This window comes from Neisseria gonorrhoeae (genome assembly GCF_013030075.1).
In the GTDB taxonomy this organism is placed as follows: Bacteria; Pseudomonadota; Gammaproteobacteria; order Burkholderiales; family Neisseriaceae; genus Neisseria; species Neisseria gonorrhoeae.
On record NZ_AP023069.1, the window covers coordinates 1,933,204 to 1,949,874 of the forward strand.

16 protein-coding genes, 4 tRNA genes and 1 pseudogene are annotated in these 16,671 nt (G+C 52.7%); all 21 read left to right on the forward strand.

What is annotated here, in order from left to right; genetic code table 11:
* The first annotated feature begins 74 nt into the window (after positions 1-74).
* The 21 genes and pseudogenes from rsmB to rplA all read left to right on the forward strand — a co-directional run bounded on the left by rsmB (position 75) and on the right by rplA (position 16,493).
* Positions 75-1,334, forward strand: a complete 1,260-nt coding sequence (gene rsmB / locus HT085_RS10150) for a 16S rRNA (cytosine(967)-C(5))-methyltransferase RsmB (protein ID WP_003690289.1) — start codon at positions 75-77, stop codon at positions 1,332-1,334.
* A complete protein-coding gene (locus HT085_RS10155) occupies positions 1,300-1,899 on the forward strand; it encodes a DUF4390 domain-containing protein (RefSeq protein WP_003690290.1) in 600 nt (199 codons plus the stop codon). The genes rsmB and HT085_RS10155 overlap by 35 nt, the downstream gene beginning before the upstream one ends.
* Positions 1,899-4,019, forward strand: coding sequence for a HAMP domain-containing histidine kinase (locus HT085_RS10160; RefSeq protein ID WP_003690126.1), 2,121 nt, complete (start codon positions 1,899-1,901; stop codon positions 4,017-4,019). Before HT085_RS10155 ends, HT085_RS10160 begins: the two co-directional genes overlap by 1 nt.
* On the forward strand, positions 4,012-5,289 hold the full coding sequence (locus tag HT085_RS10165) for a sigma-54-dependent transcriptional regulator (protein ID WP_003690124.1): 1,278 nt from the start codon (positions 4,012-4,014) through the stop codon (positions 5,287-5,289). Before HT085_RS10160 ends, HT085_RS10165 begins: the two co-directional genes overlap by 8 nt.
* Before the next feature lie 90 nt (positions 5,290-5,379).
* Positions 5,380-6,567, forward strand: coding sequence for a DNA-processing protein DprA (gene dprA, locus HT085_RS10170; protein WP_003690292.1), 1,188 nt, complete (start codon positions 5,380-5,382; stop codon positions 6,565-6,567).
* Positions 6,568-6,592: 25 nt separating this feature from the next.
* Entirely contained in the window at positions 6,593-7,054 is a 462-nt protein-coding gene (locus HT085_RS10175; RefSeq protein ID WP_003690120.1) for a Smg family protein, read from the forward strand.
* 77 nt (positions 7,055-7,131) lie between these two features.
* Entirely contained in the window at positions 7,132-9,438 is a 2,307-nt protein-coding gene (gene topA / locus HT085_RS10180; protein ID WP_014580418.1) for a type I DNA topoisomerase, read from the forward strand.
* A gap of 86 nt (positions 9,439-9,524) precedes the next feature.
* Positions 9,525-10,321: pseudogene (locus tag HT085_RS10185) on the forward strand (IS1595 family transposase).
* 101 nt (positions 10,322-10,422) lie between these two features.
* A complete protein-coding gene (locus tag HT085_RS10190; protein WP_172763956.1) occupies positions 10,423-11,250 on the forward strand; it encodes an opacity family porin in 828 nt (275 codons plus the stop codon).
* Positions 11,251-11,263: 13 nt separating this feature from the next.
* On the forward strand, positions 11,264-11,617 hold the full coding sequence (locus HT085_RS12220) for a hypothetical protein (RefSeq protein ID WP_010360925.1): 354 nt from the start codon (positions 11,264-11,266) through the stop codon (positions 11,615-11,617).
* Positions 11,618-11,705: 88 nt separating this feature from the next.
* Complete coding sequence (gene rsmD, locus HT085_RS10200; RefSeq protein WP_003690114.1) at positions 11,706-12,275, forward strand: 16S rRNA (guanine(966)-N(2))-methyltransferase RsmD; 570 nt, start codon at positions 11,706-11,708, stop codon at positions 12,273-12,275.
* 122 nt (positions 12,276-12,397) lie between these two features.
* A complete protein-coding gene (locus tag HT085_RS10205) occupies positions 12,398-12,649 on the forward strand; it encodes a YfhL family 4Fe-4S dicluster ferredoxin (RefSeq protein WP_002215364.1) in 252 nt (83 codons plus the stop codon).
* Between the two features lie 96 nt (positions 12,650-12,745).
* A tRNA-Tyr gene (locus tag HT085_RS10210) sits at positions 12,746-12,829 on the forward strand.
* A gap of 30 nt (positions 12,830-12,859) precedes the next feature.
* A tRNA-Gly gene (locus HT085_RS10215) sits at positions 12,860-12,933 on the forward strand.
* 9 nt (positions 12,934-12,942) lie between these two features.
* A tRNA-Thr gene (locus HT085_RS10220) sits at positions 12,943-13,017 on the forward strand.
* A gap of 48 nt (positions 13,018-13,065) precedes the next feature.
* Positions 13,066-14,250, forward strand: a complete 1,185-nt coding sequence (tuf, locus tag HT085_RS10225) for an elongation factor Tu (protein ID WP_003690212.1) — start codon at positions 13,066-13,068, stop codon at positions 14,248-14,250.
* A gap of 6 nt (positions 14,251-14,256) precedes the next feature.
* Positions 14,257-14,332: transfer RNA gene (locus tag HT085_RS10230), tRNA-Trp, on the forward strand.
* 114 nt (positions 14,333-14,446) lie between these two features.
* Positions 14,447-14,725 (forward strand): preprotein translocase subunit SecE, encoded by a 279-nt coding sequence (gene secE, locus HT085_RS10235; protein ID WP_003690113.1) that lies wholly within the window; start codon positions 14,447-14,449, stop codon positions 14,723-14,725.
* 1 nt (position 14,726) lies between these two features.
* The gene (nusG, locus tag HT085_RS10240) at positions 14,727-15,263 is read left to right on the forward strand and encodes a transcription termination/antitermination protein NusG (RefSeq protein WP_002215369.1); all 537 of its coding nucleotides are present in this window, start codon (positions 14,727-14,729) and stop codon (positions 15,261-15,263) included.
* Positions 15,264-15,363: 100 nt separating this feature from the next.
* The gene (gene rplK / locus HT085_RS10245) at positions 15,364-15,798 is read left to right on the forward strand and encodes a 50S ribosomal protein L11 (RefSeq protein WP_003690112.1); all 435 of its coding nucleotides are present in this window, start codon (positions 15,364-15,366) and stop codon (positions 15,796-15,798) included.
* A complete protein-coding gene (rplA, locus tag HT085_RS10250) occupies positions 15,798-16,493 on the forward strand; it encodes a 50S ribosomal protein L1 (protein WP_003690110.1) in 696 nt (231 codons plus the stop codon). Before rplK ends, rplA begins: the two co-directional genes overlap by 1 nt.
* The last annotated feature ends 178 nt before the right edge of the window (positions 16,494-16,671 follow it).

The following is a 16,671-nucleotide window of genomic DNA, read 5'->3' on the forward strand; positions in this document are numbered from 1 at the left end:
CTTCAGACGGCATTCCGATCCGCAAACGGGAATGCCGTCTGAAACCATCAGTTGAAGAAAGCGAATCACATAATATGAGTATGGCACTTGCCCAAAAACTTGCCGCCGACAGCATTGCGGCGGTTGCCGAAGGGCGCAACCTTCAGGACGTGTTGGCGCACATCCGCGCGGCGCATCCGCAGCTGACGGCGCAGGAAAACGGCGCGTTGCAGGATATCGCCTACGGCTGCCAGCGTTATTTGGGCAGTTTGAAACATATGCTCGCGCAGATGCTGAAAAAGCCCATCGACAATCCGCAGCTCGAAAGCCTGCTTTTGGCGGCGTTGTACCAACTGCATTACACGCGCAACGCGCCCCACGCCGTGGTCAACGAAGCTGTTGAAAGCATAGCCAAAATCGGGCGCGGGCAGTACCGTTCGTTTGCCAACGCGGTTTTGCGCCGCTTTTTGCGCGAACGTGAAAAATTGGCGGCTTCCTGCAAAAAAGACGATGTGGCGAAATACAACCTGCCGCTGTGGTGGGTTGCCTACCTGAAAAACCATTATCCGAAACACTGGCACAACATCGCCGCCGCGCTGCAATCCCATCCGCCGATGACGTTGCGCGTCAACCGCCGGCACGGCAACGCCGAAAGCTATTTGGAAAAACTGGCTGTGGAAGGTATCGCGGCTAAGGCGTTGGACGAATATGCGGTTACGTTGGAAGAAGCCGTGCCGGTAAACCGTCTGCCCGGTTTTGCCGAAGGACTGGTGTCGGTACAGGACTTCGGCGCGCAGCAGGCGGCGTATCTCCTTAACCCGAAAGACGGCGAACGGATTTTGGACGCGTGCGCCGCGCCGGGCGGCAAGACGGGGCATATTTTGGAACTGGCGGACTGCCGCGTTACCGCCTTGGACATCGATGCAGGCCGTCTGAAGCGTGTGGAGGACAATATCGCCCGTTTGGGCTTTCAGACGGCATCGGCGGCGTGTGCCGATGCGCGGGATTTGGCGGCGTGGTATGATGGAAAGCCTTTCGACGCAATCCTTGCCGACGTGCCGTGCACCGCTTCCGGCGTGGCGCGGCGCAATCCCGACGTGAAATGGCTGCGCCGACCGACCGACGCGCTCAAAACCGCCCGCCGGCAGGAAGCCCTGCTGGACGCACTTTGGCAGGCGTTGAAACAGGGCGGCAGAATGCTGCTTGCCACCTGTTCCGTGTTCGTCGAAGAAAACGACGGGCAACTGCAAAAATTCCTCAACCGCCATGCCGATGCCGAACCGATCGAATCGCGGGTGCTTTTACCGAACAAACACCAAGATGGCTTTTATTACGCGCTTATTCAAAAGCATTAAACAATGGCTTGTGCTGTTGCCGATGCTCTCCGTTTTGCCGGACGCGGCGGCGGAGGGCATTGCCGCGACCCGCGCCGAAGCGAGGATAACCGACGGCGGGCGGCTTTCCATCAGCAGCCGCTTCCAAACCGAGCTGCCCGACCAGCTCCAACAGGCGTTGCGCCGGGGCGTACCGCTCAACTTTACCTTAAGCTGGCAGCTTTCCGCCCCGACAATCGCTTCTTATCGGTTTAAATTGGGGCAACTGATTGGCGATGACGACAATATTGACTACAAACTGAGTTTCCATCCGCTGACCAACCGCTACCGCGTTACCGTCGGCGCATTTTCCACCGATTACGACACTTTGGATGCGGCATTGCGCGCGACCGGCGCGGTTGCCAACTGGAAAGTCCTGAACAAAGGCGCGTTGTCCGGTGCGGAAGCAGGGGAAACCAAGGCGGAAATCCGCCTGACGCTGTCCACTTCAAAACTGCCCAAGCCTTTCCAAATCAACGCATTGACTTCTCAAAACTGGCATTTGGATTCGGGTTGGAAACCTCTAAACATCATCGGGAACAAATAATGCGCCGCTTCCTACCGATCGCAGCCATATGCGCCGTCGTCCTGCTGTACGGATTGACGGCGGCAACCGGCAGCACCAGTTCGCTGGCGGATTATTTCTGGTGGATAGTCTCGTTCAGCGCAATGCTGCTGCTGGTGTTGTCCGCCGTTTTGGCACGTTATGTCATATTGCTGTTGAAAGACAGGCGCAACGGCGTGTTCGGTTCGCAGATTGCCAAACGCCTTTCCGGGATGTTCACGCTGGTCGCCGTACTGCCCGGCTTGTTCCTGTTCGGCATTTCCGCGCAGTTTATCAACGGCACGATTAATTCGTGGTTCGGCAACGACACCCACGAAGCCCTCGAACGCAGCCTTAATTTGAGCAAGTCCGCACTGGATTTGGCGGCAGACAATGCCGTCAGCAACGCCGTTCCCGTACAGATAGACCTCATCGGCACCGCCTCCCTGTCGGGCAATATGGGCAGTGTGCTGGAACACTACGCCGGCAGCGGTTTTGCCCAGCTTGCCCTGTACAATGCCGCAAGCGGGAAAATCGAAAAAAGCATCAATCCGCACCAATTCGACCAGCCGCTTCCCGACAAAGAACATTGGGAACAGATTCAGCAGACCGGTTCGGTTCGGAGTTTGGAAAGCATAGGCGGCGTATTGTACGCGCAGGGATGGTTGTCGGCAGGTACGCACAACGGGCGCGATTACGCGCTGTTCTTCCGCCAGCCGATTCCCGAAAATGTGGCACAGGATGCCGTTCTGATTGAAAAGGCGCGGGCGAAATATGCCGAATTGAGTTACAGCAAAAAAGGTTTGCAGACCTTTTTTCTGGTAACCCTGCTGATTGCCTCGCTGCTGTCGATTTTTCTTGCGCTGGTAATGGCACTGTATTTTGCCCGCCGTTTCGTCGAACCCATTCTGTCGCTTGCCGAGGGCGCAAAGGCGGTGGCGCAGGGTGATTTCAGCCAGACGCGCCCCGTATTGCGCAACGACGAGTTCGGACGTTTGACCAAGCTGTTCAACCATATGACCGAGCAGCTTTCCATCGCCAAAGAAGCAGACGAACGCAACCGCCGGCGCGAGGAAGCCGCCCGCCACTACCTCGAGTGCGTGTTGGATGGGTTGACTACCGGTGTGGTGGTGTTTGACGAAAAAGGCCGTTTGAAAACCTTCAACAAGGCGGCGGAACAGATTTTGGGGATGCCGCTCGCCCCCCTGTGGGGCAGCAGCCGGCACGGTTGGCACGGCGTTTCGGCACAGCAGTCCCTGCTTGCCGAAGTGTTTGCCGCCATCGGTGCGGCGGCAGGTACGGACAAACCGGTCCAGGTGGAATATGCCGCGCCGGACGATGCCAAAATCCTGCTGGGCAAGGCGACGGTATTGCCCGAAGACAACGGCAACGGCGTGGTGATGGTGATTGACGACATCACCGTGCTGATACGCGCGCAAAAAGAAGCCGCGTGGGGTGAAGTGGCGAAGCGGCTGGCACACGAAATCCGCAATCCGCTCACGCCCATCCAGCTTTCCGCCGAACGGCTGGCGTGGAAATTGGGCGGGAAGCTGGACGATCAGGACGCGCAAATCCTGACGCGTTCGACCGACACCATCATCAAACAGGTGGCGGCGTTAAAAGAAATGGTCGAGGCATTCCGCAATTACGCGCGCGCCCCTTCGCTCAAACTGGAAAATCAGGATTTGAACGCCTTAATCGGCGATGTTTTGGCCCTGTACGAAGCCGGCCCGTGCCGGTTTGAGGCGGAACTTGCCGGCGAACCGCTGATGATGGCGGCGGATACGACCGCCATGCGGCAGGTGCTGCACAATATTTTCAAAAATGCCGCCGAAGCGGCGGAAGAAGCCGATATGCCCGAAGTCAGGGTAAAATCGGAAACGGGGCAGGACGGACGGATTGTCCTGACGGTTTGCGACAACGGCAAGGGATTCGGCAAGGAAATGCTGCACAATGCTTTCGAGCCGTATGTGACGGATAAGCCGGCGGGAACGGGACTGGGTCTGCCTGTAGTGAAAAAAATCATTGGAGAACACGGCGGCCGCATCAGCCTGAGCAATCAGGATGCGGGTGGGGCGTGTGTCAGAATCATCTTGCCAAAAACGGTAGAAACTTATGCGTAGCAGCGATATTTTAATTGTAGACGACGAAGTCGGCATCCGCGACCTGCTGTCGGAAATCCTGCAGGACGAAGGCTATTCGGTCGCGTTGGCGGAAAATGCCGAAGAGGCGCGCAAGCTGCGCCATCAGGCGCGCCCGGCGATGGTGCTGCTGGATATTTGGATGCCCGATTGCGACGGTATCACCCTTTTGAAGGAGTGGGCGAAAAACGGGCAGCTCAATATGCCGGTGGTGGTGATGAGCGGGCATGCCAGCATCGATACCGCCGTAGAAGCGACCAAAATCGGCGCGATCGATTTTTTGGAAAAACCGATTTCCCTGCAAAAGCTGCTGTCTGCGGTCGAAAACGCGTTGAAACACGGTGCGGCGCAAATCGAAACGGGACCGGTGTTCGACAAACTGGGCAACAGTGCCGCGATTCAAGAGATGAACCGCGAAGTCGAAGCGGCGGCAAAGCGCACGTCCCCTGTATTTTTGACGGGCGAGGCGGGTTCGCCGTTTGAAACCGTGGCGCGCTATTTCCATAAAAACGGTACGCCGTGGGTCAGTCCGGCAAGGGTCGAATATCTGATCGATATGCCGATGGAACTGTTGCAGAAGGCGGAGGGCGGCGTTTTGTATGTCGGCGACATCGCCCAATACAGCCGCAATATCCAAACCGGCATTACCTTTATCATCGGCAAGGCAGAACGCTGCCGTGTCAGGGTGATTGCTTCGTGCAGCTACGCGGCAGGTTCAGACGGCATTTCATGTGAAGAAAAATTGGCCGGGCTTTTTTCGGAATCGGTCGTCCGTATTCCGCCCCTGAGTATGCAGCATGAAGACATTCCCTTCCTGATACAGGGGATTGCCTGCAATGTGGCGGAAAGCCAAAAAATCACGCCTACCGCATTCAGTGACGATGCGCTTGCCGTATTGTCCCGTTACGACTGGCCGGGGAATTTCGAGCAGTTGCAAAACGTCGTGACAACGCTGCTGCTGGAGGCGGACGGGCAGGAAATCGGTATCGGCGCGGCTTCTTCGGCACTGGGGCGCGGTGTGCCTGCCGACGGAACGGGGCATATGGCGTGCGGGTTCGACTTTAACCTGCCGCTGCGCGAATTAAGGGAGGAGGTGGAGCGGCGTTATTTCGAGTACCACATCGCCCAAGAAGGTCAGAATATGAGCAAAGTGGCGCAGAAGGTCGGTTTGGAACGCACGCACCTTTACCGCAAACTCAAACAGCTCGGCATCGGCGTTTCGCGCCGGGCGGGGGAAAAAACCGAAGAATAGGCCCGGACGGCCGGTTTCCCGGCTGCGGGCTTTTGTTTTCAGACGGCATTTGGAGAAAATGCCGTCTGGAATCGTAAGGGGATGGATTTTATGACAGAGGACGAACGTTTCGCGTGGCTGCAATTGGCGTTTACGCCCTATATCGGCGCGGAAAGTTTCCTGCTGCTGATGCGCAGTTTCGGCAGCGCGCAAAATGCCTTGTCCGCACCGGCGGAACAGGTTGCCCCGGCGGTGCGGCATAAGCACGCGCTTGAGGCTTGGCGCAATGCGGAAAAACGCGCTTTGGCGCGGCAGGCGGCAGAAGCGGCGTTGGAATGGGAAATGCGGGACGGATGCCGCCTGATGCTGCTTCAGGATGAAGATTTCCCCGAAATGCTGACGCAGGGGCTGACCGCGCCGCCGGTTTTGTTTTTGCGCGGCAACGTGCGGCTGCTGCACAAGCCTTCCGCCGCCATCGTCGGCAGCCGCCATGCCACGCCGCAGGCGATGCGGATTGCCAAAGATTTCGGCAGGGCGTTGGGTGGGAAAGGCATTCCTACCGTGTCGGGTATGGCTTCGGGCATCGACACCGCCGCCCATCAGGGCGCACTGGAGGCAGAAGGCGGCACCATCGCCGTGTGGGGGACGGGCATAGACCGCATTTATCCGCCGGCCAACAAAAACCTTGCCTATGAAATCGCCGAAAAAGGGCTGATTGTCAGCGAGTTCCCCATCGGCACGCGGCCGTATGCCGGCAACTTTCCGCGCCGCAACCGCCTGATTGCCGCGCTGTCGCAGGTTACGCTGGTGGTCGAGGCCGCCTTGGAATCCGGTTCGCTGATTACCGCCGGCCTGGCGGCAGAAATGGGGCGCGAAGTGATGGCGGTACCCGGTTCGATAGACAACCCCCACAGCAAAGGCTGCCACAAACTGATTAAAGACGGAGCGAAACTGACGGAATGTTTGGACGACATCCTGAACGAATGCCCGGGGCTATTGCAAAATACGGGTGCTTCGTCATATTCTATAAATAAGGATACGCCCGACACGGGCCGCCGCGCCGTTCAGACGGCATACGCCCCGCCGCCTGCCGCAAAAATGCCGTCTGAAGGGGCGGCAGGCGGCACAGCCGTCGGCGGCATACTGGATAAAATGGGTTTCGACCCCATCCATCCCGACGTGCTTGCCGGACAGTTGGCTATGCCTGCCGCAGATTTGTATGCCGCACTGTTGGAATTGGAATTGGACGGCAGCGTTGCCGCAATGCCCGGCGGCAGATACCAGCGTATCCGAACTTGAACGCACTTTATATTAAGGAACACGAATGACCGAAGTCATCGCCTACCTCATCGAACATTTCCAAGATTTCGATACCTGCCCGCCGCCCGAAGACTTGGGTATGCTGCTTGAAGAAGCGGGTTTCGATACGATGGAAATCGGCAACACCCTGATGATGATGGAAGTATTGCTCAACAGCTCCGAATTTTCCGCCGAACCCGCCGGCAGCGGCGCATTGCGCGTGTACAGCAAAGAAGAAACCGACAACCTGCCGCAGGAAGTGATGGGGCTGATGCAGTATCTGATTGAAGAAAAAGCCGTCAGCTGCGAACAGCGGGAAATCATCATCCACGCGCTCATGCACATCCCCGGCGACGAAATTACCGTAGATACCGCCAAAGTGCTGACCCTGCTGCTTTTATGGGCAAACAAGAGCGAGCTGCCCGTATTGGTCGGCGACGAGCTGATGAGCGCGCTTTTACTCGACAACAAACCCACGATGAACTGAAGCGGCTTCAGACGGCGCCGGCCCGCCCGATGCCGTCTGAAACACCGGCGTCAAAACCACCATCCAGAGAACGACAAATGGCGAAAAACCTCTTAATCGTCGAATCCCCGTCCAAAGCCAAAACCCTGAAAAAATATTTGGGCGGCGATTTTGAAATCCTCGCGTCCTACGGACACGTCCGCGACCTCGTCCCCAAAAGCGGCGCGGTCGATCCCGACAACGGCTTTGCGATGAAATACCAACTCATCAGCCGCAACGGCAAACATGTCGATGCGATTGTTGCCGCTGCCAAAGAAGCCGAAAACATCTACCTCGCAACCGACCCGGACAGGGAAGGCGAAGCCATTTCCTGGCATCTTTTGGAAATCCTCAAATCCAAACGCGGCCTGAAAAACATCAAGCCGCAGCGTGTCGTGTTCCACGAAATCACCAAAAACGCCGTGCTCGATGCGGTTGCCCATCCTCGCGAAATCGAAATGGATTTGGTCGATGCGCAACAAGCCCGTCGCGCTCTGGACTATCTGGTCGGTTTCAACCTCTCGCCGTTGCTGTGGAAAAAAATCCGACGCGGTTTGAGCGCGGGCCGCGTGCAAAGCCCTGCTTTGCGCCTGATTTGCGAACGCGAAAACGAAATCCGCGCGTTTGAAGCGCAGGAATATTGGACGGTACATCTAGACAGCCACAAAGGCCGCAGCAAGTTCACCGCCAAACTCGCCCAATACAACGGCGCGAAACTCGAACAATTCGACCTGCCGAACGAAGCCGCTCAAGCCGATGTGTTGAAAGAACTCGAAGGCAAAGAGGCCGTCGTTACCGCCATCGAAAAGAAAAAGCGCAGCCGCAACCCCGCCGCGCCGTTCACCACATCCACCATGCAGCAGGATGCCGTGCGTAAACTTGGTTTCACCACCGACCGCACCATGCGTACCGCCCAGCAGCTTTACGAAGGTATAGACGTAGGGCAGGGCGCCATCGGTCTGATTACCTATATGCGTACCGACAGCGTGAATTTGGCTGACGAAGCGTTAACCGAAATCCGCCATTACATTGAAAACAAAATCGGCAAAGAATATCTGCCGAGTGCCGCCAAACAATACAAAACCAAATCCAAAAACGCCCAAGAAGCCCATGAAGCGATCCGCCCGACTTCCGTGTACCGCACGCCCGAAAGCGTCAAACCCTTCCTGAGTGCAGACCAGTTTAAACTTTATCAAATGATTTGGCAGCGCACCGTCGCCTGTCAGATGACGCCCGCCAAATTCGACCAAACCACCGTCGATATTACCGTCGGCAAAGGCGTGTTCCGAGTAACCGGACAAGTGCAAACCTTCGCAGGCTTCCTCAGCGTTTACGAAGAAAGCAGCGACGATGAAGAGAGCGAAGACGGCAAAAAACTGCCCGAAATGAGCGAAGGCGACAAATTGCCGGTCGACAAACTCTACGGCGAACAACACTTCACCACTCCGCCGCCGCGCTACAACGAAGCCACACTGGTTAAAGCCCTTGAAGAATACGGCATCGGCCGCCCCTCGACCTACGCCAGCATCATCTCCACGCTCAAAGACCGCGAATACGTTACCCTTGAGCAAAAACGCTTCATGCCCACCGACACAGGCGACATCGTCAATAAATTCCTGACCGAACACTTCGCCCAATACGTCGATTACCACTTCACCGCCAAACTCGAAGACCAGCTTGACGAAATCGCCGACGGCAAACGCCAATGGATCCCTGTGATGGACAAATTCTGGAAACCGTTCATCAAACAAGTGGAAGAAAAAGAGGGCATCGAACGCGCCAAATTTACCACGCAGGAACTTAACGAAACCTGCCCGAAATGCGGCGAACACAAGCTGCAAATCAAGTTCGGCAAAATGGGCCGCTTCGTCGCCTGCGCCGGCTATCCCGAATGCAGCTACACGCGCAACGTCAACGAAACCGCCGAAGAAGCCGCCGAGCGCATCGCCAAAGCCGAGGCTGAACAAGCCGAACTCGACGGACGCGAATGCCCCAAATGCGGCGGACGGTTAGCGTATAAATACAGCCGTACCGGCAGTAAATTCATCGGTTGCGCCAACTACCCCAAATGCAAACACGTCGAGCCGTTGGAAAAACCCAAAGATACCGGCGTCCAATGCCCGCAATGCAAAAAAGGCAACCTCGTCGAGCGCAAATCCCGCTACGGCAAACTGTTTTACAGTTGCAGCACCTATCCCGACTGCAACTACGCCACTTGGAACCCGCCCGTTGCCGAAGAATGCCCGAACTGCCATTGGCCGGTACTGACCATCAAAACCACCAAACGCCGGGGTGTGGAAAAAGTCTGCCCGCAAAAAGAATGCGGCTGGAAAGAACAAATCGAACCGCCTGCACCGCAAGAGTGAAGCGGTTGGGATTAAGATGAAAGAAAATGCCGTCTGAAAGGGGTTTCAGACGGCATTTGTAAATTAGAAGGGGCTGTCCCAGATGGCTGGGGAAATTTAAATTAAGTCAGAATTATCCCTATGAGAAAAGCCGTCCAAGCCGGTACAAACAAAAGAAACCCATCGGACTGTTTGCCGCAGGGGTAACTGCAAGAACGGCAGCAGGGTTGGCAGCAGTTAATCAAAACACGGCAGCCTGTTATTTTCTATGGCGAAATAGTGTTTGGCACATCATCGGGAAAACTTCCTTTACACGCATTTGGACGAAATCTGCGAAATTATGGAGGCATACGACATATCGTTTACGATTACTTATCCGTCAAAACAGTCCGCATTTGGAAATGTATGACGGCGAAGCAGGGGCGGGTGAAAGTTATTTCCGTAAAGGCAGACGCGGCCGCAGTGCCGCCGGCAAAGCCGCCGTATTCGGGCTTTTGAAGCGCAACGGCAAGGTTTGTACGGTTACTGTCGGACACTCGAACCGCTATTTTATTGCCTATTATCCGCGGACGGGTGAAACCCGGCAGCATTGTTTATACGGATTGTTCGTAGTTACGATGTATCAGATTGTAAGCGGATTTGGCCGTTTCCGTATCAATCGCGGCACACATTTTGCCGAACGGCAAAACCATATCAACGCAATTGGGAACTTTTGGAATCGGGCAAACGTCATTTGCGCAAGTTTGACGGCATTCCCAAAGAGCATTTCGGGCTGTATTTGAAGGAGTGCGGACGGCGTTTTGACAACAGTGGGGTAAAAGTTCGAATTTCCATTTTAAAACAATTGGTAAAGCAGGATTTATCCCGGTTGGCCGGGATTTTAAAAAATAAATACATTCTTTAACAAAACAAATCATATCCCGGCAAAACAAATCTGATAAAATGCTTGGCGTTTATTAACAATCTTTTTAATAATTTAATCTTAGATATTCGGAGTTGATATGCATACGGCCGACAAAAAACTTCTCTTCTCTTCTCTTCTCTTCTCTTCTCTTCTCTTCTCTTCTCTTCTCTTCTCTTCTCTTCTCTTCCGCAGCGCGGGCGGCGGGTGAAGACCATGGGCGCGGCCCGTATGTGCAGGCGGATCTGGCTTACGCCTACGAGCACATTACCCGCGATTATCCCGATGCAGCCGGTGCAAACCAAGGCAAAAAAATAAGCACGGTAAGCGATTATTTCAGAAACATCCGTACGCATTCCATCCACCCCAGGGTGTCGGTCGGCTACGACTTCGGCGGCTGGAGGATAGCGGCAGATTATGCCCGTTACAGGAAATGGAACAACAATAAATATTCCGCCAACACAAAACTGGTGCAAACAGGAGGTGATAAAAGGCTTCGCAACGAGCAAACCTTGAAGACGGAACATCAGGAAAACGGTACGTTCCACGCCGTTTCTTCTCTCGGCTTGTCAACCATTTACGATTTCGATACCGGTTCCCGCTTCAAACCCTATATCGGCATGCGCGTCGCCTACGGACACGTCAGACATCAGGTTCGTTCGGTTCAACAAGAAACCGTTGCTGTTACCACTTACCCAAAGGAACAGGGTGTTAAGCCAAGTGTTACCACAAATGCTCCGATCCGCAAACTTCCCCATCACGAAAGCCGCAGCATCAGCAGCTTGGGCTTCGGCGCAGTGGCAGGCGTAGGCATCGACATCACGCCCAACCTGACCTTGGACGCCGGGTACCGCTACCACAACTGGGGACGCCTGGAAAACACCCGCTTCAAAACCCACGAAGCCTCGTTGGGCGTGCGCTACCGCTTCTGATTCCCCGATACCGATGCCGTCTGAACCTTCAGACGGCATTTTTGATGCACCTGCCGTTTACAGGCGCGGGGCAGGTGCGGGGAAATACCCGTACCGCCATTGCCGATACACCGTAACCCTAAAACCCGCCATTCCCGCGCAGGCGGGAATCCGGATTTGTCGGGATTCGCTCAAATCGGGCGGCGGCGGGATGGTGTTGCAGATTAACGATGTGGATACCAACAGCGGGGAATTTGCAATCTATACCGCTCAGGATGCATCGGTAAAGCTGGATTTGTTAAAAATGGAATTAAAACACTGTAAAGAAATGTTGGAACAAAAAGACAAAGAAATCGAGCTGCTCCGCAAGCTGACCGAAACCGTTTAAACAGATATGCCGTCTGAAAAAAGTTTTCAGGCGGCATATTCTTCGACAGGTCTTGTATAATACCGTTTGAACTTTCAGGCTTTTGATTATGGCGGCAGGCAAACATACCAAACACAGCAACCGGGTACGCATTATCGGCGGGCAATGCCGGGGCAGGAAATTGAGTTTTGCATCCGCCGACGGACTGCGCCCAACCCCCGACAGCGTGCGTGAAAAGCTGTTTAACTGGCTGGGACAGGATTTGACGGGAAAAACGGTTTTGGATCTCTTCGGAGGCAGCGGCGCACTCGGCATGGAGGCGGCATCGCGTAATGCAAAACGGGTCGTGATTGCAGACAACAACCGTCAAACGGTGCAAACCCTTGAGAAAAACAGCCGCGAACTGGGTTTGGGGCAGGTGCAAACCGTCTGTTCGGACGGCATTGCCTATTTGGCAAACCTAAAAGAGAAATTCGATGTCGTCTTCCTTGATCCGCCGTTTGCGTGGCAAAGTTGGGAAAGTCTTTTCAATGTATTGGGCACACGCCTGAATGACGGCGCATATGTTTATATCGAGGCAGGCAGGCAGCCGGACAAACCTGATTGGCTGACGGGATATAGGGAGGGGAAGTCGGGGCAGGGTACATTTGAATTAAGGGTTTTCCAAGTGGCTGAATAATATGCGCTTTGATAATCATTTCCGGGTTGTAAACATTCGTTTGCAACCGTCCGGTTCAAAAAAACCTTGTGCTATAATCCGCGCCCGCCCGGTTTTGATAATTTAGTGGAAAAGGAAAAGAAATGTCGCTTTTTATTACCGACGAGTGCATCAACTGCGACGTATGCGAACCCGAATGCCCCAATGATGCCATTTCCCAAGGCGAGGAAATTTACGAAATCAACCCCAACCTCTGCACGCAGTGCGTCGGACACTACGATGAGCCGCAGTGCCAGCAGGTTTGCCCGGTGGACTGCATCCTGATTGACGAAGAACATCCCGAAACCCATGACGAGTTGATGGCGAAATACGAAAAGATTATCCAGTTTAAATAAATTCTTTTTAAAACATCAAATTATGTCTGTTTTGAAATAAAATCAAAAAAAAACTTGACGGAAAAGCAAGCCGCTAATAAACTAGTGTTCTCTTTTGGAGGGATTCCCGAGCGGTCAAAGGGGGCAGACTGTAAATCTGTTGCGAAAGCTTCGAAGGTTCGAATCCTTCTCCCTCCACCAAAATTCTTACTTGGGGCAGTAGCGAGTAATGCGGGTGTAGCTCAATGGTAGAGCAGAAGCCTTCCAAGCTTACGGTGAGGGTTCGATTCCCTTCACCCGCTCCAAACAATTAGGCCCATGTAGCTCAGGGGTAGAGCACTCCCTTGGTAAGGGAGAGGTCGGCAGTTCAAATCTGCCCATGGGCACCATCTCTCGATTATTCATTTCTTTAAGGCTTAGATATATAGGATATTGCCATGGCTAAGGAAAAATTCGAACGTAGCAAACCGCACGTAAACGTTGGCACCATCGGTCACGTTGACCATGGTAAAACCACCCTGACTGCCGCTTTGACTACTATTTTAGCTAAAAAATTCGGCGGCGCTGCAAAAGCTTACGACCAAATCGACAACGCACCCGAAGAAAAAGCACGCGGTATTACCATTAACACCTCGCACGTAGAATACGAAACCGAAACCCGCCACTACGCACACGTAGACTGTCCGGGTCACGCCGACTACGTTAAAAACATGATTACCGGCGCCGCACAAATGGACGGTGCAATCCTGGTATGTTCTGCTGCCGACGGCCCTATGCCGCAAACCCGCGAACACATCCTGCTGGCCCGTCAAGTAGGCGTACCTTACATCATCGTGTTCATGAACAAATGCGACATGGTCGACGATGCCGAGCTGTTGGAACTGGTTGAAATGGAAATCCGCGACCTGCTGTCCAGCTACGACTTCCCCGGCGACGACTGCCCGATCGTACAAGGTTCCGCACTGAAAGCCTTGGAAGGCGATGCCGCTTACGAAGAAAAAATCTTCGAACTGGCTACCGCATTGGACAGCTACATCCCGACTCCCGAGCGTGCCGTGGACAAACCATTCCTGCTGCCTATCGAAGACGTGTTCTCCATTTCCGGCCGCGGTACCGTAGTCACCGGCCGTGTAGAGCGAGGTATCATCCACGTTGGTGACGAGATTGAAATCGTCGGTCTGAAAGAAACCCAAAAAACCACCTGTACCGGCGTTGAAATGTTCCGCAAACTGCTGGACGAAGGTCAGGCGGGCGACAACGTAGGCGTATTGCTGCGCGGTACCAAACGTGAAGACGTAGAACGCGGTCAGGTATTGGCCAAACCGGGTACTATCACTCCTCACACCAAGTTCAAAGCAGAAGTGTACGTATTGAGCAAAGAAGAGGGCGGCCGCCATACCCCGTTTTTCGCCAACTACCGTCCCCAATTCTACTTCCGTACCACTGACGTAACCGGCGCGGTTACTTTGGAAAAAGGTGTGGAAATGGTAATGCCGGGTGAGAACGTAACCATTACTGTAGAACTGATTGCGCCTATCGCTATGGAAGAAGGTCTGCGCTTTGCGATTCGCGAAGGCGGCCGTACCGTGGGTGCCGGCGTGGTTTCTTCTGTTATCGCTTAAGTTTAGAGGCCAATAGCTCAATTGGTAGAGTATCGGTCTCCAAAACCGAGGGTTGGGGGTTCGAGACCCTCTTGGCCTGCCAAATAAAAAATTAACCGGCCTTGTGCCGGTTAATTTTTTTGTATTTGTTATTTAGTAAACTCTCTTGCCATTTACATGGATTGAGAATAGACAGATGCTATGATGGATAAATAATATGACAGAACATACGCCTGAAAAAAAGAATGTTAAAGTGAATCAACTGGTTGTTCAAGATAAAGAATCTGCATCTAATTCCGGTAAGGAGGGTTTTTTTGCATATTTCTCAAATTCTTGGTCCGAATTCAAAAAGGTGGTTTGGCCTAAGCGTGAAGATGCCGTCAGAATGACTGTATTTGTTATAGTGTTTGTTGCTGTGCTTTCTATATTTATCTATGCGGCAGATACAGCAATTTCGTGGTTATTTTTTGATGTATTGCTGAGAAGGGAAGGTTGAGATGTCGAAAAAATGGTATGTTGTACAGGCGTATTCGGGGTTTGAGAAGAATGTCCAACGAATATTGGAAGAGCGAATTGCCCGTGAGGAGATGGGAGATTATTTCGGACAAATTCTGGTGCCTGTAGAGAAAGTTGTTGATATCCGCAATGGTCGTAAGACTATTAGTGAAAGAAAGTCATATCCTGGTTATGTGTTAGTTGAGATGGAAATGACAGATGACTCTTGGCATCTTGTAAAAAGCACTCCCCGTGTTTCTGGTTTTATTGGAGGGAGGGCTAATAGACCCACGCCGATTAGTCAGAGAGAGGCTGAAATTATTTTACAGCAGGTTCAGACCGGCATAGAGAAGCCGAAACCAAAAGTTGAATTTGAGGTCGGTCAACAGGTTCGTGTAAATGAAGGACCGTTTGCGGATTTTAACGGGGTGGTTGAGGAGGTCAATTATGAACGGAATAAGTTACGCGTGTCTGTTCAGATATTTGGTAGAGAAACACCCGTTGAGCTGGAGTTCAGCCAGGTTGAGAAGATTAACTGATTTTTATACTTGAAAAAAAAGCAATAAGAGGATAGAATCAAAAACTAACTTGGGGAGCGGAAATGGTTCCGCGTCTTACCCGTTTTTAGGAGTCCGTTAAGTGGCAAAGAAAATTATCGGCTATATTAAACTGCAAATTCCTGCAGGCAAAGCCAATCCATCCCCCCCAGTTGGTCCTGCTTTGGGTCAACGTGGTTTGAATATCATGGAATTCTGTAAAGCATTTAATGCTGCAACCCAAGGTATGGAATCTGGTTTGCCAATTCCGGTTGTGATTACTGCATTTGCAGATAAATCATTCACATTTGTGATGAAAACTCCTCCGGCTTCTATTCTGTTGAAAAAAGCCGCCGGTTTGCAAAAAGGTAGTTCTAATCCTCTGACAAACAAGGTAGGTAAATTGACCCGTGCCCAGTTGGAAGAAATTGCTAAAACTAAAGAGCCTGATTTGACTGCTGCTGACTTGGATGCGGCTGTTCGTACTATAGCAGGTTCTGCTCGCTCAATGGGCTTGGACGTGGAGGGTGTTGTATAATGGCTAAAGTATCTAAACGCTTGAAAGTTCTTCGCTCTTCTGTTGAAGCTAACAAACTGTACGCAATCGACGAAGCAATTGCCTTGGTTAAAAAAGCTGCTACCGCTAAATTTGACGAATCTGTTGACGTATCTTTCAACTTGGGCGTTGATTCTCGTAAATCTGACCAAGTTATCCGTGGTTCAGTCGTTCTGCCTAAAGGTACTGGTAAGACAACCCGTGTGGCTGTATTTACTCAAGGTGTAAATGCAGAAGCTGCTAAAGAGGCTGGTGCGGATGTCGTCGGTTTCGAAGATTTGGCTGCTGAAATCAAAGCAGGCAATCTGAACTTTGATGTTGTTATTGCTTCTCCTGATGCAATGCGTATCGTTGGTCAATTGGGTACCATCTTGGGTCCTCGTGGTCTGATGCCAAACCCTAAAATAGGTACGGTTACCCCTAATGTTGCCGAAGCGGTAAAAAATGCAAAAGCAGGTCAAGTGCAGTACCGTACCGACAAGGCAGGTATTGTTCATGCAACGATTGGTCGTGCTTCATTCGCTGAAGCTGATTTGAAAGAGAACTTTGATGCGTTGCTGGACGCTATCGTTAAAGCCAAACCTGCTGCTGCTAAAGGTCAGTACCTGAAAAAAGTTGCTGTATCCAGCACTATGGGTTTAGGTGTTCGCGTTGATACATCAAGCGTGAATAACTAATCTAAGAAATTTTCAAGCAACTCTGTTTTTGAGTTGCTTGAATTTGGGCTACTTAAAATTAAGTAGATGTCCAAGACCGTAGGGATCGTAAGATTTAATCGTAACTGCCCTACGCAGACGGTAGTCCTGAAACACATTGCAAGATTGCTTGTAAGATGTCTTTTTAGGTTACCGCGCT